At 70.0% G+C, this 23,777-nt stretch carries 17 protein-coding genes; 12 read left to right on the top strand and 5 right to left on the bottom strand.

What is annotated here, in order from left to right; all coding sequences use genetic code 11:
• The first annotated feature begins 27 nt into the window (after positions 1-27).
• Genes EDD27_RS20465 through EDD27_RS20440 form a run of 6 tightly spaced genes read left to right on the top strand, consistent with a single transcriptional unit; the run spans position 28 to position 8,787 of the window.
• Entirely contained in the window at positions 28-1,443 is a 1,416-nt protein-coding gene (locus tag EDD27_RS20465; protein WP_127933835.1) for an L-fucose/L-arabinose isomerase family protein, read from the top strand.
• The gene (locus EDD27_RS20460; protein WP_127933834.1) at positions 1,433-3,853 is read left to right on the top strand and encodes a glycoside hydrolase family 172 protein; all 2,421 of its coding nucleotides are present in this window, start codon (positions 1,433-1,435) and stop codon (positions 3,851-3,853) included. The genes EDD27_RS20465 and EDD27_RS20460 overlap by 11 nt, the downstream gene beginning before the upstream one ends.
• On the top strand, positions 3,850-5,358 hold the full coding sequence (locus tag EDD27_RS20455; RefSeq protein WP_241564156.1) for a sugar ABC transporter ATP-binding protein: 1,509 nt from the start codon (positions 3,850-3,852) through the stop codon (positions 5,356-5,358). The genes EDD27_RS20460 and EDD27_RS20455 overlap by 4 nt, the downstream gene beginning before the upstream one ends.
• A complete protein-coding gene (locus tag EDD27_RS20450; RefSeq protein ID WP_127933832.1) occupies positions 5,355-6,383 on the top strand; it encodes an ABC transporter permease in 1,029 nt (342 codons plus the stop codon). The genes EDD27_RS20455 and EDD27_RS20450 overlap by 4 nt, the downstream gene beginning before the upstream one ends.
• Positions 6,380-7,354, top strand: a complete 975-nt coding sequence (locus EDD27_RS20445) for a substrate-binding domain-containing protein (RefSeq protein WP_127933831.1) — start codon at positions 6,380-6,382, stop codon at positions 7,352-7,354. Before EDD27_RS20450 ends, EDD27_RS20445 begins: the two co-directional genes overlap by 4 nt.
• A complete protein-coding gene (locus EDD27_RS20440) occupies positions 7,354-8,787 on the top strand; it encodes an FGGY-family carbohydrate kinase (RefSeq protein WP_127933830.1) in 1,434 nt (477 codons plus the stop codon). Before EDD27_RS20445 ends, EDD27_RS20440 begins: the two co-directional genes overlap by 1 nt.
• 25 nt (positions 8,788-8,812) lie before the next feature.
• Here EDD27_RS20440 and EDD27_RS20435 read toward each other — a convergent pair whose 3' ends face one another.
• On the bottom strand, positions 8,813-9,787 hold the full coding sequence (locus EDD27_RS20435) for a LacI family DNA-binding transcriptional regulator (protein WP_127933829.1): 975 nt from the start codon (positions 9,785-9,787) through the stop codon (positions 8,813-8,815).
• Positions 9,788-10,089: 302 nt separating this feature from the next.
• Between EDD27_RS20435 and EDD27_RS55615 the strand changes: the two genes are divergently transcribed.
• Entirely contained in the window at positions 10,090-12,261 is a 2,172-nt protein-coding gene (locus tag EDD27_RS55615; RefSeq protein ID WP_206641544.1) for an FG-GAP-like repeat-containing protein, read from the top strand.
• Positions 12,262-12,361: 100 nt separating this feature from the next.
• Here the strand turns inward: EDD27_RS55615 and EDD27_RS20425 are convergent, their stop codons facing one another.
• Genes EDD27_RS20425 through EDD27_RS20410 form a run of 4 tightly spaced genes read right to left on the bottom strand, consistent with a single transcriptional unit; the run spans position 12,362 to position 16,242 of the window.
• Positions 12,362-13,396, bottom strand: coding sequence for a Gfo/Idh/MocA family protein (locus EDD27_RS20425; RefSeq protein ID WP_127933828.1), 1,035 nt, complete (start codon positions 13,394-13,396; stop codon positions 12,362-12,364).
• A gap of 7 nt (positions 13,397-13,403) precedes the next feature.
• Positions 13,404-14,129, bottom strand: a complete 726-nt coding sequence (locus tag EDD27_RS20420) for a ThuA domain-containing protein (protein WP_127933827.1) — start codon at positions 14,127-14,129, stop codon at positions 13,404-13,406.
• A 51-nt stretch (positions 14,130-14,180) separates the two neighbouring features.
• Complete coding sequence (locus EDD27_RS20415) at positions 14,181-15,203, bottom strand: aminotransferase class V-fold PLP-dependent enzyme (RefSeq protein ID WP_127933826.1); 1,023 nt, start codon at positions 15,201-15,203, stop codon at positions 14,181-14,183.
• 52 nt (positions 15,204-15,255) lie between these two features.
• Positions 15,256-16,242, bottom strand: a complete 987-nt coding sequence (locus EDD27_RS20410) for a hydroxyacid dehydrogenase (RefSeq protein WP_127933825.1) — start codon at positions 16,240-16,242, stop codon at positions 15,256-15,258.
• Positions 16,243-16,582: 340 nt separating this feature from the next.
• On the opposite strand from EDD27_RS20410, the gene EDD27_RS20405 reads away from it, so the two are divergent.
• From EDD27_RS20405 to EDD27_RS20390, 5 genes are read left to right on the top strand one after another with little or no spacing between them, the layout of a single operon-like run.
• Complete coding sequence (locus EDD27_RS20405; RefSeq protein WP_206641543.1) at positions 16,583-17,491, top strand: ABC transporter permease; 909 nt, start codon at positions 16,583-16,585, stop codon at positions 17,489-17,491.
• On the top strand, positions 17,488-18,351 hold the full coding sequence (locus tag EDD27_RS20400; RefSeq protein WP_127933823.1) for a carbohydrate ABC transporter permease: 864 nt from the start codon (positions 17,488-17,490) through the stop codon (positions 18,349-18,351). The genes EDD27_RS20405 and EDD27_RS20400 overlap by 4 nt, the downstream gene beginning before the upstream one ends.
• Positions 18,352-18,389: 38 nt before the next feature.
• The gene (locus EDD27_RS20395) at positions 18,390-19,958 is read left to right on the top strand and encodes a DUF3502 domain-containing protein (protein ID WP_127933822.1); all 1,569 of its coding nucleotides are present in this window, start codon (positions 18,390-18,392) and stop codon (positions 19,956-19,958) included.
• A 33-nt stretch (positions 19,959-19,991) separates the two neighbouring features.
• Complete coding sequence (locus tag EDD27_RS54390; protein ID WP_164903703.1) at positions 19,992-22,886, top strand: Tat pathway signal sequence domain protein; 2,895 nt, start codon at positions 19,992-19,994, stop codon at positions 22,884-22,886.
• A 5-nt stretch (positions 22,887-22,891) separates the two neighbouring features.
• Positions 22,892-23,599 carry an alpha/beta fold hydrolase gene (locus EDD27_RS20390; protein ID WP_127933821.1) on the top strand — a complete coding sequence of 236 codons (708 nt, stop codon included), beginning with the start codon at positions 22,892-22,894 and terminating at the stop codon, positions 23,597-23,599.
• The last annotated feature ends 178 nt before the right edge of the window (positions 23,600-23,777 follow it).

Genomic DNA, 23,777 nt, shown 5'->3' with positions numbered 1-23,777 from the left:
CTTCACGACCTATGGAGGTCAACGACCGTGGCACGTATCGGAGTCCTGAGCATCTCGGACGGGCGCGACTTCGTCGCCCGCGATCTCGTGGACCACATCGACGCCGCCACCACCACCCTGGCGGAGGCGTTGCGCAAGGAGGGCCACGAGGTGATCGTGGCGCCGGAGATCGTGTGGACCAACGAGCTGGCCACGTCGCAGGCCCGCTGGCTGGCCGACCGGCGGCCCGATTTGACGATCTTCAACTACGCCGTCTGGGCGTTCCCGCATTTCACCATGCTGGCCGCGGAGTCCACGCCCGGCCCCCTGCTGCTCATGGCCAACATCGACCCCGCCCAGCCGGGTATGGTCGGCATGCTGGCCGGCGGCGGCGGGCTCGACCAGATCGGGCGGGTGCACGCCCGCGCCTGGGGCGACATCGCCGACCCGGCCGTCCTCGACCGGGTCCTGACCGAGGTGCGGGCGGCGAAGGCCGTGCGGGGGCTGCGCGGGTCGACGTTCGGCAGGATCGGCGGCCGGCCGATGGGCATGTACACCGCGGTCGCGAACACCGACCAGTGGATGCGGACGTTCGGCGTGGACGTCGAGGAGATCGACCAGTGGGAGATCGTCCGGCGTAGCGAGAACGCCTCCCAGGCCCGCGTGACCGAGGCCCGCCAGTGGCTGGAGCGCATGGGCAACGTCCACTACGACGGCAAGCAGCTCACGCCCGAGCTGTTCGAACGGCAGATCCGCACGTACTACGCCATGCGCGAGCTCATCGACGAGTGGAACCTGGACTTCTCCGGCATCAAGGGCCAGCCCGAGCTGACCACCCACTTCTGCACGATGGATCTCGCCGAGGCGTTCCTCAACGACCCGTACGACTGGGAGGGTCCCAAGGAGACGCACGTCTGCGCGACCGAGGCCGACATGGACGGCGCGCTGACCATGCAGATCCTCAAGCTGCTGAGCGGCGACCCGGTGCTGTTCGCCGACGTCAGGCACTACCACGCCGACAAGGACGTGTGGGACCTGTGCAACTCGGGCCAGCACGCCACGTGGTACGCGGCCAGGTCCGACGACCCGGCCGAGAACCTCGCCAGGACGCACTTCTACCCCGAGGTCTTCTTCTTCCCCGCGGGCGGTGCGAGCGTGCACCATCTGGCGGCTCCCGGGGCGGCCACGTTCGCCCGGCTGACGCGCAGGGACGGCGCGTACCGCATGCATGTGATGCGCGGCGACTTCGAGCTGTACGACGACGCCACCAACGAGGCGATGGCCAGGCAGTCGACGTTCGAGTGGCCGCACGCGTTCACCCGGCTGCACGTGCCGGCCACCGAGTTCCTCGGCCGCTTCGGCTCCAACCACATCCACGCCGTGCCGGGCGACTACGTCGCCGAGCTCCGGGCGGTGTGCGAGCAGCTCGGCGTCGCGTTCGAGGGGTTCGGCGATGCGGCTTAGCGCGATCGTGGGAGCGGCCGTCCTGGTGGCGGGCGGGCTGATCGCCGCTCCGGCACAGGCCCAGCAGGTCACGGTCACCGCCACCGCCAAGGGCCCGGTCGGGTGGGACGTTTACCGCAGGCTCGACCGGCTGCCCGAGCTGCCGGTCGGCGTGCAGACCAAACAGTTCTCCAGCTTCGACCGCACCGGCGACAACAACGACGGGTTCGAGGGCAAGTACTCCTGCCTGAGCACCACCGGCCAGGGCTGCGTGATCGCCGAGCACACAGGCGCCGGTGAGGTGCAGGCCATCTGGTTCACCAGGGACGGCGGTGACGTCACCCGCACCGGCACGATCACCATCGAGCTGGACGGCAGGAAAGTCGTCGAGACGAGCCTGCAGGACGTGGTGAACGGCAAGCTCGGCGCCCCCTTCGCCTACCCCCTCGTGGGAAACGCCGACCAGAGCTCCGGCGGCGTCTACATCCAGGTGCCGATGCCGTACACGCGCTCGATGCGCGTCACCACCGAGCACAATCCGTTCTTCTACCACGTCAGCTACCGCACGTTCGCCGACGCCGAGGGCGTGAGCACGTTCGACCCGGCCGACAAGGCGCAGGACGTCATCGACAGGCTCAAGGCGGGCGGCGACCCCAAGCCCCCGATGCCGGGCGCGCGCACGCACGACGCCGCGATCGATCTCGCTCCCGGCGCGTCGGCGCGGGTGGCGCGCACGGTGGGCTCCGGCCTGCTGTCGCAGATCAGGTTGAGGCTGCCGCAGGCCGTGCAGGTGCTGCCGAAGACCGAGGCCGACGAGGGCCGGGCGTTCGGCGCCGGCGGCTCCAGCGAGTTCACCGTCGCGATCGACCCGGCCAACGACGGGGTACGGCTGACCCGCCGCATCGACCCGGCCATCGGCAGACAGGTCGCCAAGATCCTGGTGGACGGGCAGGAGGTCGCCCAGTGGCCGCCCAGCAAGCTGGGGGCCGCCGGGATGTGGGCCGAGGAGGTCGTGGACCTGCCCGCCAGTGCCACCAAGGGCAAGTCCAAGATCACGATCAAGAACGTGTTCGCGTCGTCGGACCTCGACTACAACGAGTTCACGTACTGGGTGGACAGCGCCGGCAAGCGCACCGACACCGTGGACGTCGGCGACGCGGCCAGTGAGCCGGCTCACAACTACAAGATCGTCGCGCAGACCTGGCAGGGAGAGCGGACCTTCGCCTTCCCGATGAACGAGGACCAGCTCGCCACGATCAGGTCGGCCCAGGAGGTGTTGCAGGGGCTACGGCTGCGCATCAGCTTCGACGGCCACCGCACCGTCGACTCGCCGGTCGGCGAGTTCTTCGGCAGTGGCCACGCGATGATGCCGGTCGCGTCGCTGATGTCCGCGATCGACGCCAAGACGAGCACGCTCACCGCCTGGTGGCCGATGCCGTACCGGACGGGCGCGACGGTCGAGCTGTACAACGACTCCGGCCAGGCGATCGAGGGCCAGGCGGTGGTCACGTCCACCCACAGCCCTATAGCAGGAAATGTCGGCTATTTCCGGACGCAGTCCCGTGGCGGCGGCACCACCCCCGGCACGAGCTGGCCCTTCCTGCGCGTCACCGGCGCCCAGGGCAAGTTCGTCGGCGTCAGCCACACCATGCGCGGCCCGACGAACCGCAACTACCTGGAGGGCGACGAGCGCGTCTACGTGGACGGCTCGCGCACCCCGCAGATCCACGGCACCGGCACAGAGGACTTCTACCAGGCCGGCTGGTACTTCAACCGGGAGACCTTCACCACTCCCTTCCACGGCAACACCGCGCACCTGGCCCCCGCGACCGGCTGCCCGGCCGACGGCGACTGCACCGGCGCGTACCGGCTGATGATCGGCGACGCCGTGCCGTTCGGGAGCTCGCTCACCTTCGACATCGAGCACGGCTGGACCAACGACGTCGAGGGCGTCTACTCCTCGACCGCCTACTGGTACGGCCGCGACCAGGCGGCGGCCACGCAGACCGACGCTCTCACCGTCGGCGACCAGGCGAGCGAGCAGCAACACGGCTACACCGGCCAGGGCGAGATCACGACGCTGGACTCGGCGTTCGAGGGCGACTTCAGGAACCCGCTGACGCTGAAGACCACCCAGCGCACGACCGACGGCCCGGTGAGCTTCAAGCTGCGGATCGACCGCGGCAATCGGGGCGTCGAGCTGCGCCGCACCGGCGACCAGAACCTCGCGGGCCAGCACGCCGAGGTCACCGTCAACGGCCACAGGCTGGCCGACTGGGTGCAGCCCCTCGGTAACCGGACCCGCAGGTGGCTGGAGGACGTCTACCAGATCCCGGCGGGCGTCACGAAGGGCAAGAGCGAGATCACCGTCCAGCTCGCCCCGAAGACCCCCTGGTCGGCCGCCTCCTACACGGCATGGAGCCTGCGGTGACGACGGTTCTGACGATGCGGGCCATCGGCAAGTCCTTCCCCGGCGTGCGGGCGCTCGACGGCGTGTCGCTCACCGTCGGGGAGGGCGAGGTGGTGGCCCTGCTCGGCGAGAACGGCGCGGGCAAGTCGACGCTGATGAACATCCTGGCCGGGGTGTTCAAGGACTACGAGGGCGAGATCGAGATCGGCGGCGAACCCGCCCGCATTCACTCGCCCAAGGACGCGGGGCGGCACGGGATCGCCATGATCCACCAGGAGCTCAACCTGGTGCCCGAGCTGTCCATCGCCGACAACATCTTCCTCGGCAGGGAACGCGCGATCCTCGACCGCAAGGGCATGGAGGCGCGGACTGCCGAGCTGCTGCGCGGCCTCGGGCTCGACCTGTCACCGCGCACCCTCGTCAAGCAATGCAAGATCGCCGAGCGTCAGCTCATCGAGGTGGCCAAGGCCCTGTCGCAGAACGTCCGGGTCCTGGTCATGGACGAGCCCACCTCGGCGCTGGCCGACGCCGAGGTGCACCGGCTGTACGAGGTCATCCGCGACCTCACCGGGCGCGGCGTGGCCGTCATCTACATCTCCCACCGCCTCGAGGAGCTGGAGGAGATCGCCGACCGGGTGGTCGTGCTGCGCGACGGTCGCTACGTCGGCGAGCGCTCGTCCATCGACCGCGACGAGCTGATCCAGATGATGGTCGGCCGGCCGCTGGGCGAGATGTTCCCGCGCGCGAACGGCGGCTCGGACGGCGCGGAGCTGTTGAGGGTGGAGGGCCTGTCGGTGCCCGCTGAGCCCGGCTCGGGGCGCACCGCGCTGCGCGAGGTCTCCCTGTCCGTACGGACGGGCGAGATCGTCGGCGTCGCCGGGCTGATGGGCGCGGGCCGCAGCGAGCTGCTGGAATCGATTTTCGGCGTCCACCGGGCGGCGGCGGGCCGCATGATGCTGGGCGGCCGGCCGTACCGCCCGCGCAGCCCCAAGCAGGCGATCGCGCGCGGCGTCGCGCTGGTGGCGGAGGACCGCAAGGCGCAGAGCCTCGTCCTCGGCAACACCATCGGCTTCAACGCCAGCCTCCCCTCACTGAAGCGGTTCCTGCGCTTCGGGGTCGTGGACCGGCGGCGCGAGGGCGCGGCCGTCGCCGGGCAGGTGCGCGAGCTGCGCGTCAAGGCGCCGGGCACGCGCTTCACGGTCGGGAACCTGTCGGGCGGCAACCAGCAGAAGGTCGTGCTGGCCAAATGGCTGCTGACCGCGCCGTCGCTGATCCTCATGGACGAGCCGACCCGCGGCATCGACGTGGGCGCCAAGGCGGAGATCCACGCCCTGATGTCCGAGCTGGCCGCCTCCGGCAAGGCCGTGCTCGTGGCCTCGTCCGAGCTGCCCGAGCTGCTCGCCATGTGCGACCGGATCCTCGTGCTGTGCGAGGGCCGGATCACCGCCGAGTTCCCCAGGGGGCAGGCGACGCAGGAGGCGATCCTCGCGGCCGCCATGGCCAGACAGCAGGTGACGACCCTATGACTCTTCACGCGGACAACCGGATGCGGCGCACGCTGTCCGCCCTCGGCGCCGCGCAGGCGTACATCGGCCTGGTGCTGGTGCTCGCCGTCGGGATCGCCACCAAGGGTGAGATGTTCCTCAGCGAGACGAACCTCACCAACGCCATCGGCGCCTTCGCCTCACGCGGCATCCTCGCCGTCGGCGTCACGCTGGTCATCCTGACCGGCGGCATCGACCTGTCCGTCGGGTCGCTGCTGGGCATCGCGTCGATGACGGCCGCGATGATGCTGTCCGAACACGCGCTGGAGCCGTGGCAGATCGTGCCGATCTGCATGGCGGTGGGGGCGTTCTTCGGGTTCCTGAACGGCGCCGGCACCGCCTGGCTGCGCATCCAGTCGTTCGTCGTGACGCTGGCCATGCTGTCGGTCGTACGCGGCTTGGACCGGCAGGTCAGCGACAACGTCAGCGTCGGAACCCAGATCACCGGCCCGGACGGGCAGCTGACGCCGCAGGCGGAGGCGTTCCAGCTGTTCGGCACGCCCGGGCACAACCTGTTCGGCCGAATCTACTACCCGGTGCTGGCCTTCATCGTGGTCTGCGTCGTCTTCCACCTGATCCTGACGAAGACCCGGTTCGGCCGGCACGTGTACGCCGTCGGCGGCAACCCCACGGCCGCCCGGCTGTCCGGCGTCAACGTCACGGCGGTCACGATCGCGGTGTTCACGCTGTCCGGCATGCTCGCCGGGTTCGCCGGGCCCATCGACGCCGCCTACAGCGCCTCGGCCGACCCCCAGGCCGGGCAGTCCTTCGAGCTGGACGCCATCGCCGCCGCGGTCATCGGCGGGGCCTCGCTGGCCGGCGGCAAGGGCACGATCGTCGGCACGTTCGTCGGGGCCCTCATCCTGACGCTGCTGGACAACGTGCTCGGGCTCAACGCGGTCAGCGACAACTGGCAGCTCGTGATCAAGGGACTGATCGTCGTCGTGGCGGTCGTCCTGCAGCGTCCCGATCTCTTCACGTTCTTCCGAGGAGGGTCTCGATCATGAAGAGGACCATTGCCATCGCGCTGTGCGCGCTGCTCGCCGCGGCGTGCGCGTCCAAGGCGCCCACCCCGACGGCTTCCGCGGACGGCGGGAAGAAGAAGTTCGTCGTCGGCTACTCGCAGTCGAACAACGCCGAGCCGTACCGGGCGCAGCTCAACCTGCAGCTGCAGCACTTCCTGGAGAGATATCCGGACATCGAGCTGCTGCCGATCGCCGACGCCAAGCAGTCGAGCGCCACGCAGGTCTCCCAGGTCCAGAACTTCATCACCCAGAAGGTCGACGCGCTCATCGTCTCGCCCACCGAGCCCGCGCCGCTGACGGCGGCCGTGCAGCAGGCGTGCGACGCCAAGATCCCGGTGATCATCCTGGACCGCACGGTCAACACCGACTGCTACACGGCCTTCATCGGCGGCGACAACGTGCTCATCGGCAGGAAGGCGGGCGAGGAGGCGGTCAAGCTGCTGCCGGACGGCGGCAACATCGTCGAGCTGCGCGGCATCCTGTCCAACCAGCCGCAGATCGACCGCGACAAGGGCTTCCGCGAGGCCATCGCGGCCAACCCCAAGATCAAGATCATCGCGGATCGCGAGGCCAAGTGGGTGAAGGAGCAGGCCACGCCGATCATGCAGCAGTGGCTGGCCCAGCATCCCAAGATCGACCTCGTGTACGGGCACAACGACCCGATGGCGCTGGGCGCGTACCTGGCGGCCAAGGCGGCAGGAAAGGCCGAGCAGATCAAGTTCATCGGCATCGACGGTCTGGCCATCCCGGACGGCGGCATTCGCGCCGTGCAGCTCGGCCAGCTGTCGGCCACGTTCATCTACCCGACGGGCGCGCAGGAGGCGGCCGACACCGTCAACAAGATCCTGCACGGCCAGCCGGTGGACAAGCAGCAGGTGCTCGGCACCACGCAGGTCACCAAGGACAACGCGGCCGACCTGTACAAGCAGTTCGACCTGTCCGGGCAGAACTGATGTTCCTCGGCGTCGACATCGGGACCTCGAGCTCCAAGGGCGTCCTCGTCGCAGCGGACGGCACGGTCGTGGCCACGGCCGTACGCGAGCACCGGACCGCCACGCCCCGGCCCGGCTGGTTCGAGCACGACGCGGAGGAGGTGTGGTGGGCCGACTTCGCCGCGATCGCCGGCGAGCTGGCCCGCCCCGGCATCGAGGCGGTCGGGCTGAGCGGGATCGGGCCGTGCGTGCTGCCCTGCACGGAGGACGGCACGCCGCTGCGCCCGGCCATCCTGTACGGCGTGGACACCCGCGCCACCGCCGAGATCGCCGCCCAGACCGCCCGCTACGGCGAGGCCGCGATCCTGGACCGGTGCGGCTCGCCGCTCACGTCCCAGGCGGTAGGGCCCAAGCTGGAGTGGCTCCGCGTCCACGAGCCTTCCGTATGGGCGCGGACCCGGCGGACGTTCATGGCGCACTCGTGGCTGGCGTACCGGCTGACCGGGGACTACGTGCTGGATCATCATGCGGCCAGCCAATGCACGCCGCTGTACGACACCCGCGCCCACGAGTGGATCACGGACTGGGAGATCGTGCCGGAGCTGGAGCGGCCCGCGCTCGCCTGGAGCGGCGACGTCGTGGGCACGGTCACCTCCGGCGCGGCCGCCCTGACCGGACTGCCCGCCGGGATCCCGGTGGTCGCGGGCACCATCGACGCGTGGGCCGAGGCGCTGAGCGTCGGGGTGAGCTCGCCGGGCGACGTCATGCTCATGTACGGGACCACCATGTTCCTCGTCGAGGTGCTCGCCTCGCGCGCCGCCTCCCCGCAGCTGTGGGGGACCGTGGGGGTGGCGCCGGGGACGTACAACCTGGCGGCCGGGATGGCCACGTCGGGAGCGATCACCGCATGGCTCCGTGACCTGACCGGGGCCTCGTTCTCGGACCTCACGGCGGAGGCTTCCGCCGCGGGGCGCGGGGCGGAGGGGCTGCTGATGCTGCCGTACTTCGCGGGGGAGCGCACGCCGCTCTTCGACCCGGACGCCCGGGGGACGATCGCCGGGCTGACGCTGCGGCACGGGCGCGGCCACCTGTACCGGGCCGCGCTGGAGGCCACGGCGTTCGGCGTCCGGCACAACCTGGAGGCCATGCGGGAGGCGGGCGGGTCCGCCAAGCGGCTGGTGGCGGTGGGCGGCGGCACGCAGGGCGGCCTGTGGACGCGGATCGTCTCCGACGTCCTCCAGCAGCCGCAGGTCGTGCCCGCCCACACGGTCGGCGCCGCCTTCGGCGACGCCATGCTGGCGGCGCAGGCGGTGGGGGTGTCGTGCGAGGGATGGAACCCGGTGGCGTCCGTGGTGGAGCCGGACCCCGCGGCCGCCGCGGATTACGACCGCCTGTACGCCCTCTACCGCGACCTGTACCACTCGACGTCTCACATCACTCATGCCCTCGCCTGACCAGCGCCGAACGGCGGGGCGGGGGTCAGCGGGCGCTGCTCTGGCGAGGGCGGAGCTCGGCGGGCAGGACGACCTTGGCGGGCTTGGCGGCCGGGGTGGCGATGCGGTCCACCAGGAGGCGGGCGGCCATGCGCCCCAGCTCGTACGTCGGCTGCGCCACCGTCGTCAGCGTCGGCCGGACGAGATCGGCCCACGGGATCTCGTCGAACCCGACCAGCCCCATCTCCCCGGGCACGTCCACACCCCGATCGGCCAGGCACCGCAGGGCGCCCACCGCCATGAGGTTGTTGGCCACGAACACCGCGTCCGGACGATCGGAGGAGGACAGCAGTGAGGACATGGCGTCGTACCCGCCCTGCTCGCGGAAGTCCGTGCGAACCACCAGCGGCTCGCTCGGCAGGGCCCCCGCGTAGCCCCGCAGGCGCAGGTCGGCGGTGCTCACGCCCTCGGGCCCCGTGATGCACGCGATCCGCCGGTAGCCGGCCGTAAGGAGGTGCTCCGTGGCCGTGCGCGCGCCTGCTTCGTTGTCCACCACGACCGTGTCCACCTCGCCGCGCGGCAGCTCGCGGTCGATGGCGACGACAGGGACGGGCGACTCGAGCAGGGTCTTGGCGGCCTTGACGCTCCCCGACGAGGAGATGATCACGCCGGCCATCTGCTCGCTCAGCGCCGCAGCGACATATGTCTCTTCCTTGGCCGGGTCCTCGTCGCTGTTGCACAGCACGACCGAGTAGCCGGCCTGCTGGGCGACGTCCTCGATCCCGCGGACGGTGGCGGTGAAGAACGGGTTGCCGATGTCCGAGATGATCACGGCCCAGAGGGTGGTGCGGCTGCGCCGCAGGTTTCTGGCCACCGCGTTGGGGCGGTAGCCGAGCTCTCTGACGGCGGTGAGCACGCGCGCGACCATGGCGGGGTCGACCGTGCGGGCGCCGTTGAGCACGCGTGAGACGGTGGCGGCGGATACGCCGGCCTCGCGGGCGACATCGTAGATAGTTGCCATCGAACCAAGTTTCTACCATCGCGGAGGCCTGCAATGCCGCCGCGCTGAGGCCGCCTACGGCGAGCTCACCAGCACGCTTTCTCTCCAAGATCATCATCCGATGCTTCCGGAATGTTTGAAACAGGGGTTCAGCTGAGCGAATACCCCTACCGAAATCTCGACAAATCAGGGCTTGACGCTGTCAGGCAGCGATTGTACCTTGCCTGAGAAATCGATTGCTTCCAGCTCTTCTCCCTTCACCCCCCACCCTCGCGACCCCTGACTGACGCGTGCTCAGGGCCACCGGACTGCCTGGAGAAGTCATGTATTCGACCCTTCGACGACGCCTGAGCGCGGGCCTGGCGGCTGTGCTCGTCGCTGCCGCAATGACGGTTACGGGAGCGGCCCCCGAGACCGCCGGAGCGGCCACGTCGCCGCCGCCCAGCACGTTCTTCTCGACGGTGCAGGTCGACTCGGCCGCCACGGTCGGCGCCCCGGCCGTCGGCGACAACCGCAACCACGGCGACCTGTGGCCGAACTGCTGGTCCGACGACGACAACGTCTACACCGCCTACGGCGACGGCATCGGCTTCGCCAACACGTACAGCGACATCGGTGTGGCCCGCATCTCCGGCATGCCGGGCAACCTGACCGGCGCGCAGCTGCCCATCGGCGACAACGTCGGCCAGGTGTGGACGGCGAACCACACGCGCAAGCCCACCGGCATGGCCTGCGTCGACGGCACCCTCTACCTCGCCGTGCAGGACCTGGCCCTGGACTTCGACGATGCCCCCGCCGCCACCATCGCCAGATCCACCGACCACGGCAGGACGTGGACGTGGGACCGGTCGGCGCCGATGTTCGGCAACGGCGTGTTCACCACGATCATGTTCCTGGACTACGGGAAGGCGTACGCCAACGCGCCTGACAGCTACGTGTACGCGTACGGGCTGGACCACAACTGGCGCGACTCGTTCGCGGGCCGCGTGCCCGACCCCGTGGACGTGTGGCTGGCCCGCGTGCCCAGGGACTCCGTGCAGAACCGGTCGGCCTGGCAGTTCGTCAGCGGCTTCACCGCCTCCGGCACGCCCACCTGGTCGTCGGACATCGGCCGGCGCGTCGCCGTGCTCCGCGACGACCGGCGCCTCTACCCGGACGTCTACACCGCGGGCCGGGTCAGGAACCTGAGCGTGATCAGTCAGGGCGGCGTCGTCTACAACAAGCCGCTCGACCGCTACATCTACACCTCGTGGACCGAGTACACCTTCGAGTTCTACGAGTCGCCCACGCCGTGGGGCCCGTGGAATCACGTCACGAGCAAGGACTTCGGCGGCTATCCGTGGACGAGGACCAAGCACGGCGGGTACGCCACGACGATCCCGTCGAAGTACATCAGCGCCGACGGCAAGTCGATGTGGCTGCAGTCGAACGTCTGCCCGTGCGGCGGCGGCTACCCGGAGGGCGAGCACTGGGCGTACACGTTCTCGCTGCGAAAGATGCGCCTGGAGCCGCACACCGACACGACCCCGGGCAACCAGCCGGACGGCGGCAGGAACCTGGCCAGGGAGCCCGGCACCGTGGGCGTCGAGCGGGCCATGCACTTCGGCACCACCGCCTTCTACAACGACGGCAACAGGTCCCACAGCGAGGACGACTGGAACGACGAACGCAAGGGCGCGAGCTGGTGGGGATACACGTGGCCGCGCGAGTACCTGATGAACAAGGTCATCTTCACCAGCGGGCAGATGTTCGGCGACGGCGGCTGGTTCGCCGGTAACCTGCGGGTGCAGGTACGCCGGGACCACCAGTGGGTGGACGTGAGCGGGCTGCGGATCACGCCGGACTACCCGTACAACAACACGGCGGGGCCGAACCGGATGTACGAGCTGGGGTTCGACCCGGTGGACGGGGACGGTGTGCGGATCATCGGCGCCCCCGGCGGCACCCGGACGTTCACCTCGATCGCCGAGCTGGAGGTCTACTACGCGGGCACCTCGGGGAAGATGTTCGGCGGCTCGCCGGCCGATGTCACCGGTGACGGCAAGGACGACGTCGTCGCCTTCTCACACGGGACGGGCGCCGACGTGTACGCGGCCGCTTCCACCGGGACGAGCTTCGGCACGGGCGCGAAATGGCACGACTTCTTCTCGCCGGACGGGGAGACGCCGTACACGGGCGATGTCACCGGTGACGGCAAGGACGACGTCGTCACCTTCTCACACGGGACCAGCGCGGACGTGTACGTGGCCCCGTCCACCGGGACGAGCTTCGGCACGGCGGCCAAATGGCACGACAACTTCGCGTTGAGCGGTGAAATACCGGCCGTCGGCGACGTCAACGGCGACGGCAAGGACGACATCGTGACCTTCACCCGTGGTTCCGGCGCCGACGTCTACGTGTCCCTCTCCACCGGCGCAGGCTTCGGCCCGGGTGCGAAATGGCACGACCACTTCGCCGCCGGCACGGAGTGGCCGCAGCCCAGCCAGATCCGTTGACCGTGCATCGAGGAGAGCCCGCCCCCGCCACTCGGGAGCGGGCTCGCCGCACGCGGCCCGAGGCAGCCCTCAAGGCCACTGAGACCCACGCGTACCCGGCTTAGACGACGATCGGCACCCGCGCCCCGGTGCGCACCGACTCCAGGGCCGCCGTCACCATGGCCACGCTTCGGATGTTGTCATGGCATTCGCCCTGTGGCGGCCGTCCCGTCCGCAGTCCGGTCACGAACTCCTCCAGCCCTTCCGCCAGGCCGGTGTAGCGGTTGCGGCCGGGGTACGGGTCGGGTTCCTGCTTGTGCGGCCGCACCACGTGGCCCTTGGCCGCGTCCGCGGTCGGATCGCCGTCGCCGTCCCAGCAGGCGGTGCCGCGGGCGCCGGCCGCCCGCCAGTTCCCCGTCCACGACGTCGGACGGCCCGGCGCAGACCAGCTCCCGGTGAAGGTGTAGCGCAGCCCGCCGGTCATCTCGAAGATCGCGGCGGCCGAGCAGGCGCCCGGGTACCAGGTCCACGGGGCCTGGAACGACTCACAGTAGACGGACACCGGATCGGCGCCGGAGACCGCCCGTGCCGCGTCGAACAGGTGGATCGCCATGTCCTGCACCAGCGGGTGTTCCAGTGTGTCGAGGAACGCCGGCCCCCGGTACGGCATGAAGAACTCCGACGTCATCAGCCCCAGCGGCCCCAGCTCGGCCACCGTGCGGCGGAAGGCGACCAGGCCGGGCATGAAGCGGCGGTTCTGGTTGACCGCGAACAGCCGCCGCGCGTCGTCGGCGGCGCGCACCATGGACCGCGCCTGCTCCAGCGTGACCGCCATGGGTTTCTCGCTCAGCACCGACACCCCGCGCCGCAGCGCGGTGACCGTCACCTCGTGGTGCGCCTGCGGCACCGTGCAGTTGACGAGGAAGTCCGGCTCCTCGCCGTCCAGGACGGCGGTCAGCGAGGAGCTGACCGGCAGGTCGTCGAGGCCGAGCTCGCGGGCGGCGGCGCGGGCCCGCTCCTCGGCCACGTCGACCCAGCCCACCAGCTCGGTGCCGGGGTGGGCGAGCAGCTCGGGCGCCCAATGGCCGCCGATGAACCCGGCGCCGGCCACCACGCCGCGCAGCGGCCGGTCCGCGTCGATGGTCGCGAAGGTCATGCGGCGCCTACCACTGGATGGGGGTGTGGGCGTTCTGCGGCGGCTCGCCGACGCCGTGCTCCGGGGCGGCCCACAGGACCGCGTTGGCCAGCACGCGGCGCACGTCGGGGTGGTAGTAGACGGGATATTCCTGATCGCCCGGGGCGAAGTAGAAGATCCTGCCCAGCCCTCTGCGGTAGCAGCAGCCGCTGCGGAACACCTCACCGCCGCCGAAGGAGCTGATGAAGACCAGCTCGTCGGGCTCGGGGACGTCGAACGGCTCGCCGTAGGTCTCCTGGCGGTCGATGACCAGCGGGCGGGGGATGTCGCGCGCGATCGGGTGGCCGGGGGAGACCGTCCACACCAGCTCGCGCTCCCCGGCGTCGCGCCAGTTCAGGGTGCAGGTGGTGCCCATCAGCGAACGGAAGATCTTGGAGTAGTGGCCGGAGTGCAGCACCAGCAGGCCCATCCCGCCGAAGACGCGCCGCCGTACCCGTTCGACGACCTTGTCGTCCACCTCCTCGTGCGCCATGTGCCCCCACCACGTCAGCACGTCGGTCTGGGCCAGGGTCTCGTCCGTCAGGCCGTGCTCGGGGTCCTCCAGCACGGCGGTGCGGACGCGGACGCGCTCGCCCAGCACCTCGGTCAGCCCGGCCGCGATGGCGCCGTGGATGCCGTCGGGGTAGCGGCGGCGCACGTCCTCCTCGCGGGGCTCGTGGTAGTTCTCGCTCCAGACGGTGACGTTGACTGCCATCCGCTTCCTTCCGCTGCCGGTTCGTGAGTCATCGCCCTCGTACCCACGAGATCACCCGTTCAGCACGTCCAGGGCACGATCGACGTCGTCGGCGGTGGTGTAGACGTGGAAGCTCGCCCGCACCCGGCCCGCCCGCACGGCCGCGCGGATCCCGGCGGCCTCCAGCCGCTCGCCGGGCGCGTCCACGGACACGATGGCGCTGCCGGCCGGCTCCAGTCCCAGGCCGGTGCGGAAGCGGTCGGCCAGGGCCACGTTGTGGTCGTGGACCCGTTGCACGCCCAGCTCGTTGAGCAGCTCGATGGCCGGGGCCGCGCCCACGTACGAGAACCAGGCCGGCGACAGGTCGAACGCGCGGGCGTCGGCGGCCAGACGCAGGGGCGGGCCGTAGTAGGAGCCGCCCTCGTCGGCCCCGGCGTACCAGCCGGCGGCCAGCGGGCGCATGCGCTCGCGCACTCGCGGCGACAGATAGCCGAAGGCGGCGCCGCGCGGCGCCATGAGCCACTTGTACGCCGCGCACGCCAGCACGTCGATGCCGGCGCCGACGTCCACGGGCAGCCAGCCGCATGCCTGCGAGCCGTCGGCGATGACCAGGGCGTCGTGGGCGCGGGCGGCGGCCACGATGTCGGGGAGCGGGGCGACGTCCCCTGTGGCGGACTGGACGAGGCTGAAGGCCACGGCGGCGGTCGAGCCGTTGATCGCGTCGGCCAGCCGGTCGGCGGGAACGGTCTCGATCTCGGCCGCGACGGCCCACGGGAACAGGTTGCTGGTGAACTCGATGTCCGGCACCACGACGCGGGCGCCCGGCGGCAGCGCGGTGGCCACGACGGACATGATCTGCGAGACGGTCGAGCTCACGCTCACATCCGAGGCCGGCGCACCGATCATGCGCGCGAACGCGGTGCGCGAGCGGCCCACGGAGGCGTCCCACGGTTTCCAGTCGCTGGAGCCGTGCCGCCAGCCGGTCAGCGCGGCTTGAAGTTCCTCGAAGGCGCGGCGCGGGGGCAGCCCGTAGGAGGCGGTGTTGAGCCAGCCGGGATCGGCGTCCCAGAGCTGTCCCGCTGTGGCGATGTCCATGAGGCCCAGGTTAGGACGCCCATATCTGATCTACAACGTAAAGGCGCCGGGCTCAGGCGACCCGCTCGAGGTCGTCGTGTGTGACCTGATGCGCCAGCGGCGACCCGGCGATCAGCCGTTCCAGCTCGTCGACGACCGCGGTGCCCATCCGGGACAGCTCGTTGCCGTGCGAGCCGGCGATGTGCGGGGTGAGGAAGGCATTGGGCAGGTCGAACAGCGGCGAGTCCGACGGCAGCGGCTCCGGCTCGGTGACGTCCAGGACCGCCGACAGCCGGCCGGACTTCAGCTCGGCGATGAGGGCGTCGGTGTCGACCAGCGATCCCCGGGCGGTGTTGATCAGCACCGCGCCGTCCCGCAGCAGCGCCAGACTCACGCGATCCATCATGTGCCGGGTCTCCGCGGTGGCGGGGGCGTGCAGGCTGACGATGTCGCTGCGGCGCAGCAGCTCCTCCAGCGACACCTGCCGGACGCCGGGGACCAGGGTGTAGGGGTCGTAGACGCACAGGTCCAGGTCGTACGGGGAGAGCAGCTCGATCACCTTGCGGCCGATGCGCGAGGCGCCGACGATGCCCACCGTCCGGCCGTTGTTGCCGATGGACGGCTGGATCTCGGCGAGGGTGAAGGTGCGCTCGCGCTGGTAGCGCTCGTTGAGGGCGAAGACTCCCTTGCCGGCCATGAGGACCGCGGCGACCGTGTACTCGGCCACCGGGACGGCGTTGGCCTCGGCGGCGGAGGAGACCACCAGGCCGCGCTCCCAGCAGGCGGGGGTGACCAGTGATTTCACCGAGCCGGCGGCGTGCAGCACGCCGCGCAGCCGGGGAGCGCGGGCCAGGACGGCGGCGTCGAGGGGCGGGCAGCCCCAGCCGGTGATGAGGATCTCGGTCTCGGCGAGGTCCAGGCGGGGATCGTCGAAGCTCTCGGCGACGAGGGTCACGTCGATGTCGACCAGCGTGTCCAGCCGTCGCAGCAAGGGCGCGGGGAAGAGCGACGCGAGATGTTCCTCGCGCATGGCGAACAGCGCCTTCGGGCGTGGGGACACGGAGGAGCCTCCTTTGTAGGTATCGGTTTCTAACCGTAGAAGCACAACGGTTGATGGTCAATGGTGCGTTCGAATTGACGCGATGTTGCACGTTCGCGCAGGAGAAGACGGCTTTCGGGCGGCTGGAAGAGACTTGTGTGTAACGTATCCGTAACGCCGCCTTGTGGTGAATGCCGCTCGGACGTAGCGTTCGCAGCTACCGGTTTCTATCCAAACTTCGCGGGCATCTTCTGCCGCCTCAGACGGGACTTCGGTGATGAGCAGCACGCTAAAGGCGAGGCAAGAGCCTCAGACAAGACCTCCGACCGGGCCACCCCGGCGCCGACGCCGCAGCAAAGGCGTGGCGGCCCGCAAGGGCTGGGTCGTCGGGCTGCTCGCGTTGCCGGCGGTCGTCTTCTTCCTGGTCTTCAACTACCTGCCGATGGCCGGCCTGGTGGTGGCGTTCAAGGAGTTCGACGTCAACCTGGGCATCTTCGACAGCCCGTGGAACGGGCTGGAGAACTTCACCTACTTCCTGGAGTCCGGGGACGCGGCCAGGATCCTGTTCAACACCCTGTTCCTCAATGTGTTGTTCCTCGGGGCGACGCTGGCCGCCGGGATCATCCTGGCGATCATGCTGAACGAGATCCGCAGCACCTTCTTCAAGCGGGTCTCCCAGTCCGTCGTCTTCTTCCCCTACTTCGTCTCCCCGGTCGTGATCAGCATCATCCTGCAGGTGCTGCTCGCCGGGGCGTCAGGTGGGGGAGGGGCGGTCAACGACGCGCTGAGCGGTTTCGGATTCCCCGCGGTGGACTGGTACACCGAGCCGGGGCCGTGGCCGTGGATCCTGACCGTGGTGAAGATCTGGCAGCTCGGCGGCTACCTGAGCGTGATCTTCCTGGCCGCGATCACCGGCATTCCCGAGGAGGTCTACGAGGCCGGGATGATCGACGGCGCCTCGCGGGCGCAGATGGCCTGGCGCATCACGCTGCCGCTGCTGAAGCCCACCGCGGCGGTGCTGCTGGTGCTGGGGGTCGGCCGGATCTTCTACGGCGACTTCGGCACCATCTACGCGATCATCGGCGACAACGGCACGTTGTTCGACAACACCGACGTCATCGACACCTACGTCTTCCGCGCCCTGCGCCAACTCGGCGACTTCGGCACCACCGCGGCGATCGGCCTGTTCCAGTCGGTGGTCGGCTTCATCCTCGTGGTGATCGCGGTGCTGATCCAGCGCAAGTACTCGAAGGAGACGAGCATCCTATGAGCAGCAGAAAGCTGGAGCCGTTCACCGTCGTCAGCGTCATCGGCGTCTCCCTCGCCGTGCTGGCCTGTGCCATCCCCTTCTGGATGATCATCTCGGGGTCGTTCACGAGCGAGACGAAGCTGGCCACGACCGGTTACAGCTTCCTCCCGGACTTCGACTTCACCGCCTACAAGATGATCTTCACAGGGCCGGCGGTGCTCAACGCCTACATGGCCAGCCTCTTCATCACCTTCGTGGGCACGGCGCTGTCCCTGGCGGTGACCTCGGGGCTGAGCTGGGTCATCGCCCGCCGGGTGCCCGGCATCAGCCGGCCACTGACGATCTACTCGTACCTGCCGATGTTGTTCTCCGGTGGCCTGGTGCCGCTCTATCTACTGGTGACGCAGTACCTTCACCTGCAGAACAGCTACTTCGCGGTCATCCTGCCGCTGCTGGTCATGCCGTTCCTGGTCTTCGTCCAGGTCAGCGCCTTCCGCCAGCTGCCCGAGTCGATCTTCGAGTCGGCCAAGATCGACGGGGCCGGCGAGCTGCGCATCTTCTTCACGATCGCGCTGCCGCTGTCCAAGCCGATCCTGGCCGTCGTCGGTCTCTTCTACGCCGTGCACTACTGGAACGACTGGTTCATGGCGCTGCTGTTCATCGACGACGTGCACAAGTTCCCGCTGCCGCTCGTGCTGCAGAACCTGATCTCCAACATCTCGTTCACAGCGATGCTGCCGCAGCTGGCCGAGGCGGCCACCCCCGTCTACCAGCTTCGGCTCGCCCTCACGACCGTCGCCATCGGCCCGATCCTGCTCGCCTACCCCTTCGCCCAGCGCTACTTCGTCAAGGGCATCACCCTCGGTGCCACCAAGGGCTGACTCTGTTCCCTCAACTTCCCCCCATTTCAGGAGTTACCGTGTCCAACCCCATGATGTCGCGGCGCGGCCTGCTGGCCGCCGGCGGTGGTCTGTCCGTCGCCGCCTTCCTCTCCGCCTGCTCCAGCGGCTCCTCGCAGTCGCAGGCCACCGGCGGCGCCGGCAGCGGCGCGCTCACGCTGAGCTTGTTGCTGCCCGGCGACGTGCCGGTCGGCTGGGACCCCGTCCTGGCCGAGGTCAACAAGAAGCTCCAGAAGGACCTGGGCTTCACCATCAAGCCGCAGTTCATCCCGTGGACCAGCTACGGCCAGCAGGCGCTGCTGAAGTTCACCGCCGGGGAGAAGTTCGACACGGCGCTGCAGGCGCGCTGGCTCAACATGACCCAGCTCGTGGCCAGCGGCTCGATCGTCGAGCTGAGCAGCCTGCTGTCCAGCGGCAAGTATCCCAACCTGACCGCCACGATCGACCCGAAGATCATCGAGTTGAACCGGTGGAGCGGCAAGCTCTACGGCCTGCCCCAGATCAACTCGGTCGCTCGCTTCCACCACTTCAGCATCCGCCAGGACCTGGCCGAGAAGCTCGGCATGAGCGACATCACGGACTTCGCCGGGCTGGAGAAGTTCTGGTACGACGTCAAGCAGAAGAACAAGGACATCATCCCCATCGGGGTCAGCTCCCGCATGCCCAAGCTGATGGTGGCGTGGAACCCGGTCGGCTGGCTCAACCCCTACATGTGGGACAACCCGAACATGAGCATCGCCTCCTTCACGGGCGACTCGTTCAACTTCGTCCTGGCCGCCGACGGCAAGACGACCGGCTCGTCCAACCCGATCCCGTGGTGGGAGGCCCCGGGCATGGTGGACGCGCTGCGCCTGATCCGGAAGTACTACCAGGACGGGCTGATCAACAAGAACGCCCTCACCCTGGACTCCAAGGCGCTGGACTCCCAGTTCAAGGCCGGCCGCGTCGCCTCCGGCTGGGCCATGACCGACGGCCTGTCCTCCACGGCCCTGCCCGAGCTGACCAAGAACGTGCCGGGCGCGATGCTCGCGAACGTGATGCCGCTCAAGGGCGGCGAGAACGCCAAGCCGTACCAGACCTTCCAGAGCGACAACTTCGTCGTGCTCAACGCCAAGGGCCAGAGCAACGAGAAGGCCATGCAGCTGCAGGACTGGGTGTCGATCAAGGAGAACCACGACCTGCTCACCTACGGCATCCCCGGCAAGGACTGGAACCCCGACGGCGACGACGAGTACGAGAAGGTCTCCACCTACACCTTCCCCGGCTTCGCTCTCGCCTGGCGGGCCAAGCTGGAGCGCCGGATCAAGGACATGACCGAGTCCGAGACCAAGTGGTTCGACTGGGCCCAGGACATCGACAACTTCACCGTCGACCCGTACGCCAGCTTCGTCCCCGACCCCGAGCCGGTGAAGCGGGAGAACACCCAGGTCACCGCAGCGCTCACGCAGTTCGCCAACCCGCTGTTCATCGGCGCCGTGGACGTCGACCAGGGCCTCGACAAGCTGAAGAAGGCCCTCGACAGGGCGGGCCTGGCCAAGCTCCAGGCGGAGATGGCCAAGCAGGCCGACGCCTACCTCAAGGGCCAGTAACAGCGACGACGCCGGGAAAGGAACGCACCCCCCGTGAAGCCCGAACTGTCCCGGCGTACCCTGCTCCGCGCGAGCGGGGCCGGGGTCGCGGCCGCCGCGAGCTGGAACCTGCTGGCCGGGCCGGAGCAGGCGGCGGCCACCGCCCGCGCCGGCCGGCCCCTGGACGTGGTGATCTTCGGCGACGCCGCGTCGGAAGCCGCCCACGCGGTCACCCCGACGGGGTCCGACGTGGTGGCCGGGGCACTCGGGCAGAGCGCCCGCGTGCTCACCCCTCAGACGCCCGCGAGCGCCTGGGGCGGCACCGTCGCCTGCACCGTCACGTGCGTGCCGGACGGCACCACGTACGTGACGATCAAACTCTGGGGCGGCGACCGCGCCCCCGCCGAGGCCGACCAGTCCCGGCTGCAGCTGTTCTGCGAGGGCCGGCAGGTCGGCCACTACCACCTGGGCGCGGTCGACCCGCTGGACATCCTCAGCCTGGACGCCCACTCGCCGGGCCGCTTCCACTACCACACCCTGCCGCTGCCCGAGGCGATGACCAAGGACAAGGAGGAGGTCACGCTGGAGATCCGGGCCATGGGCCGGGTCTGGGGCTACGGGCAGAACGCCGCCGAGTTCTACCGCACGCTGAACCAGCCGACCCGACCCTTCTACCGGATCTACACGCACAAGGAGCCGTACTTCCCCGGAGACGGCATCCAGGGACCCGAGCCCGAGGCGCCCGTCCGGCCCGAGCCGGGACCCGAGGTCCTGGAGACGATCAAGGCCAGGGTGGTCAACGAGCACCGCACCTGGCTGGGCGGCAGCGCCGCCTCGATGGACTCCTGGGCGTATCTGAGTCTCGCCGAGGGCTACTTCTACCCCGACAGCCCCGCCTACCGGAACGCCGACGCCATCGACCAGGCGTTGGCCGCGATCGACGCCCGCTACACCAAGTGGCTCACGGACCCGACCGTGCTGACGGCCTCCGACCAGCAGTGGGAGGGTTTCGGCAAGGTGGGCCACGTGCTGGTCCTGCTCAAGGACGTGCTCGGCGACCGGCTGGAACGGAAGATCGGGGCCCGGACCGTGGGCGCGCCGAACCCCGGGTTCGAGCGCGGCGGCACGGCTCCGGCCGGCTGGACGACCGCCCGATGGGCCGGCACGGCCACCTGGCTCTGGGACGACACCGTCAAGCGCAGCGGCTCCCGCTCGGTCAAGGTCGCCGCCGCCGCGGGCGCCGTGGCAGGGTGGACCAGCTCCCAGAACCGCACGCTGATCGGCCAGGGCGAACACCGCTACAGCGTCTGGGTCAGGACCGAGAACGTCGCCGCCCCCGGCGCGTACCTCAATGTGCTCTTCTACGACCCCGCCGGGAAGATCGTCGGCACCGACCAGAGGGTCTTCGCCCCCACCGGCACGAACGACTGGAGCCAGATCAGCACCGAGCTGGCCACTCCCGCCACCGCGACCGAGCTCCGGCTGGACGTGCGGGTCCAGGGCGGCGGCACCGCCTGGTTCGACCACGTCGAGGTCACGCCTCTGGACGGGGCCACCGAGCCGGACCAGGGAGACCTGCCGGTCCGCCGGGACGCGTACACGACGATGATGGCCGAGTCCATCGCGTACTGGCGTCAGCACATGCCGCACTACAGCAACCAGGTCCAGATCTGCGCGCTCGGCATCTACCGCTGCAACCGCGGCCTGATGCTGATCGACCCGGGCAAGGCGCCGCTGACCGAGGAGAAGGCCCGCGACTACATCCACCAGGCCGTCGGTCTCAAGCCGTTCCTCGGCAGGGAGGACGCCTCCGGCGTCCCGAGCAAGCCGCTGGGCGAGCACTTCTACCAGGCCACGCGCAAGGGGCTGACCAAGGAGCTGGGGTACGTCGGCAGCTACGGCGAGGTCACCTGCTGGCTGGTGCAGCTGTATGAGGCGGTCACCCGCTTCGACGGGGTCGAGGATCCCGAGCTCGAGGCGCACCTGGTCAAGATGATCAACGCGCGGGCGGTGTTCCGCTACCCCGAGGTCGACAACGACGGCTACCGCACCATGCGCCTGGAGGCGGCGGTCGGCTGGCGCGACGACCACTATCCGGGCGTCGTCGCCTACGCCCAGCGGGTGGACTGGGACGGACACCCGCTCATGGCCTCCGCGGTCTTCGACGATCCCGCCCTCGTGGGCCGCGGCCAGCGCATGGTCGCCGACAACCAGTTCTTCGGCGCTCTCGACCTGCTGGAGACCCACTCGTGGTCGCGGGTCGGGGTGGCGGCCCTGCGCCTGCTCCTGCGGGACTGGCCCGCCTTCACCGCCCACCCGGCCCGGCCGCAGGCGTTCCCGATGGACTGGGACGCGCCCTCCTTCGTCTTCTCCGACGAGGAGAACGGCGTCGTCGCCATCAAGAACGGAAAGGAGATCCTCTACGCCTCCCTCTACTGGCGGGCCCGGCAGGCCGTGAACAACCTGGCCCGGGTCCACCACATCACCCCCGACACCCACCGGGTCGCCACCCTGCGCCAGCAGTGCTCCGTCACCCCGACCGGCGAGACCTGGACCGAGCAGGACTGGCTCTGCTTCAATTTCGCCATCAACGATCCGGCCGCCTCCCACATCCCGCCCGGCGGGTTCCCGCCGCCCCGCCCCGAGCTGCACCAGGCCTTCGCGGGCGAGGTGCTCAAAGTCGCGCCGCACCCCGCCGACGTGCCCGACCCGGCGCTCGGCGTGGACTTCCCCGGCGTCGAGAAGCTCTTCGTGGGCAAGGCGCAGTTCTACCGCTGCTCCTACGGCCGGTACCTGATCGGCATGAACACCGACAGCGGGCGCACCCGCCGCCTCTACACCACCGGTCCCGGCACGGCCCGCGACCTGGCCACCGGCCGGCAGGTCAGGCTCGGCGGCTCGATCGAGGTCGAACCGCTCAGCACCGTGGTCCTCTACCTGGAGGACTGACGATCATGCGGCTGCACGTCCAGACGCGCGGGTCCGCCGGCCCGCCGCTGCTCCTGGTGCACGGCTGGGGCGGCGACCACCGGGTGTGGGACACGCTCGACTTCGGCGCGCGCCGCGTGATCGCCGTGGACCTGCGCGGCCACGGCAAGTCCCCCGCTCCGGCGGCCGGGTACACCCCCGCCGATCTGGCCGGCGATCTGCTGCCGCTGATCGAGGAGCCGGTGGTGGCCGTCGGGCACTCGATGGGCGCCCAGGTCGTCACCGCGCTGGCCGTCGAGCACCCCTCGGCGGTCCGCGCGATGGTCGTCGTCGCCCCGGCCTACGGGGCCGACGAGGCCGAGGAGCGGCTCATCCCCGGCCGCCTGGCCGCGCTGCGGGCGGACGGCGCGGCGGCCGCGTCGCGGCAGCTCGGGCCGCTGCCCGTGGCGGTGAGGGAGCAACTGCTGGCCACGCCGGGGCACGTGCTGGCCGAGTGCTACGCCGGGATGTACACGCTGCCGGAGTCCTTCGGGGTGCGGCGGCGGTCGGAGCGGTATCTGGCCAGGCGGATCTGCCCGGTGCTCGCCGTGCACAACGTGCCGCAGGCCGCGCGGTGGGAGGCCGGGCTGCCGGCGCATCCGCACTCCAGGACCGTCGTGTGGCCGGAGGCCGGGCATTTCCTGCACCTGGAGCAGCCGGAGCGGTTCGTGGAGCTGGTGCTGTCCGGCTGCTGAGCCTGCAGCCCGAGAGCCGCCGACACCTCCCCGCTGATCGCCGGGGGTGGTGGCGGGCACGACCTCGACGATCGCGCCGGCCACACGCGGACGCAGCGGCCCGGGCGCCCGGTCGGTCACCGTGTACAGGCAGTCCTGGGCGCGCATCGCCTCGACGGTGGCCGCCGAGCGAGGGGCG

The sequence above is a fragment of the Nonomuraea polychroma genome (assembly GCF_004011505.1).
GTDB lineage: Bacteria > Actinomycetota > Actinomycetes > Streptosporangiales > Streptosporangiaceae > Nonomuraea > Nonomuraea polychroma.
Note: the sequence above shows the minus strand (reverse complement) of the source record. Positions and strands in the feature narration are given on the sequence as shown.

What these genes read in the sequence shown, in the direction of transcription:
- EDD27_RS20460 (WP_127933834.1), top strand. Translation starts at nt 1,433, where the DNA reads ATGCGGCTTAGCGCGATCGTGGGAGCGGCCGTCCTGGTGGCGGGCGGG.
- EDD27_RS20420 (WP_127933827.1), bottom strand. Translation starts at nt 14,129, where the DNA reads ATGGCAGTCAACGTCACCGTCTGGAGCGAGAACTACCACGAGCCCCGC.
- EDD27_RS20390 (WP_127933821.1), top strand. Translation starts at nt 22,892, where the DNA reads ATGCGGCTGCACGTCCAGACGCGCGGGTCCGCCGGCCCGCCGCTGCTC.
- EDD27_RS55615 (WP_206641544.1), top strand. Translation starts at nt 10,090, where the DNA reads ATGTATTCGACCCTTCGACGACGCCTGAGCGCGGGCCTGGCGGCTGTG.
- EDD27_RS20415 (WP_127933826.1), bottom strand. Translation starts at nt 15,203, where the DNA reads ATGGACATCGCCACAGCGGGACAGCTCTGGGACGCCGATCCCGGCTGG.
- EDD27_RS20425 (WP_127933828.1), bottom strand. Translation starts at nt 13,396, where the DNA reads ATGACCTTCGCGACCATCGACGCGGACCGGCCGCTGCGCGGCGTGGTG.
- EDD27_RS20450 (WP_127933832.1), top strand. Translation starts at nt 5,355, where the DNA reads ATGACTCTTCACGCGGACAACCGGATGCGGCGCACGCTGTCCGCCCTC.
- EDD27_RS20400 (WP_127933823.1), top strand. Translation starts at nt 17,488, where the DNA reads ATGAGCAGCAGAAAGCTGGAGCCGTTCACCGTCGTCAGCGTCATCGGC.
- EDD27_RS20435 (WP_127933829.1), bottom strand. Translation starts at nt 9,787, where the DNA reads ATGGCAACTATCTACGATGTCGCCCGCGAGGCCGGCGTATCCGCCGCC.
- EDD27_RS20445 (WP_127933831.1), top strand. Translation starts at nt 6,380, where the DNA reads ATGAAGAGGACCATTGCCATCGCGCTGTGCGCGCTGCTCGCCGCGGCG.
- EDD27_RS20440 (WP_127933830.1), top strand. Translation starts at nt 7,354, where the DNA reads ATGTTCCTCGGCGTCGACATCGGGACCTCGAGCTCCAAGGGCGTCCTC.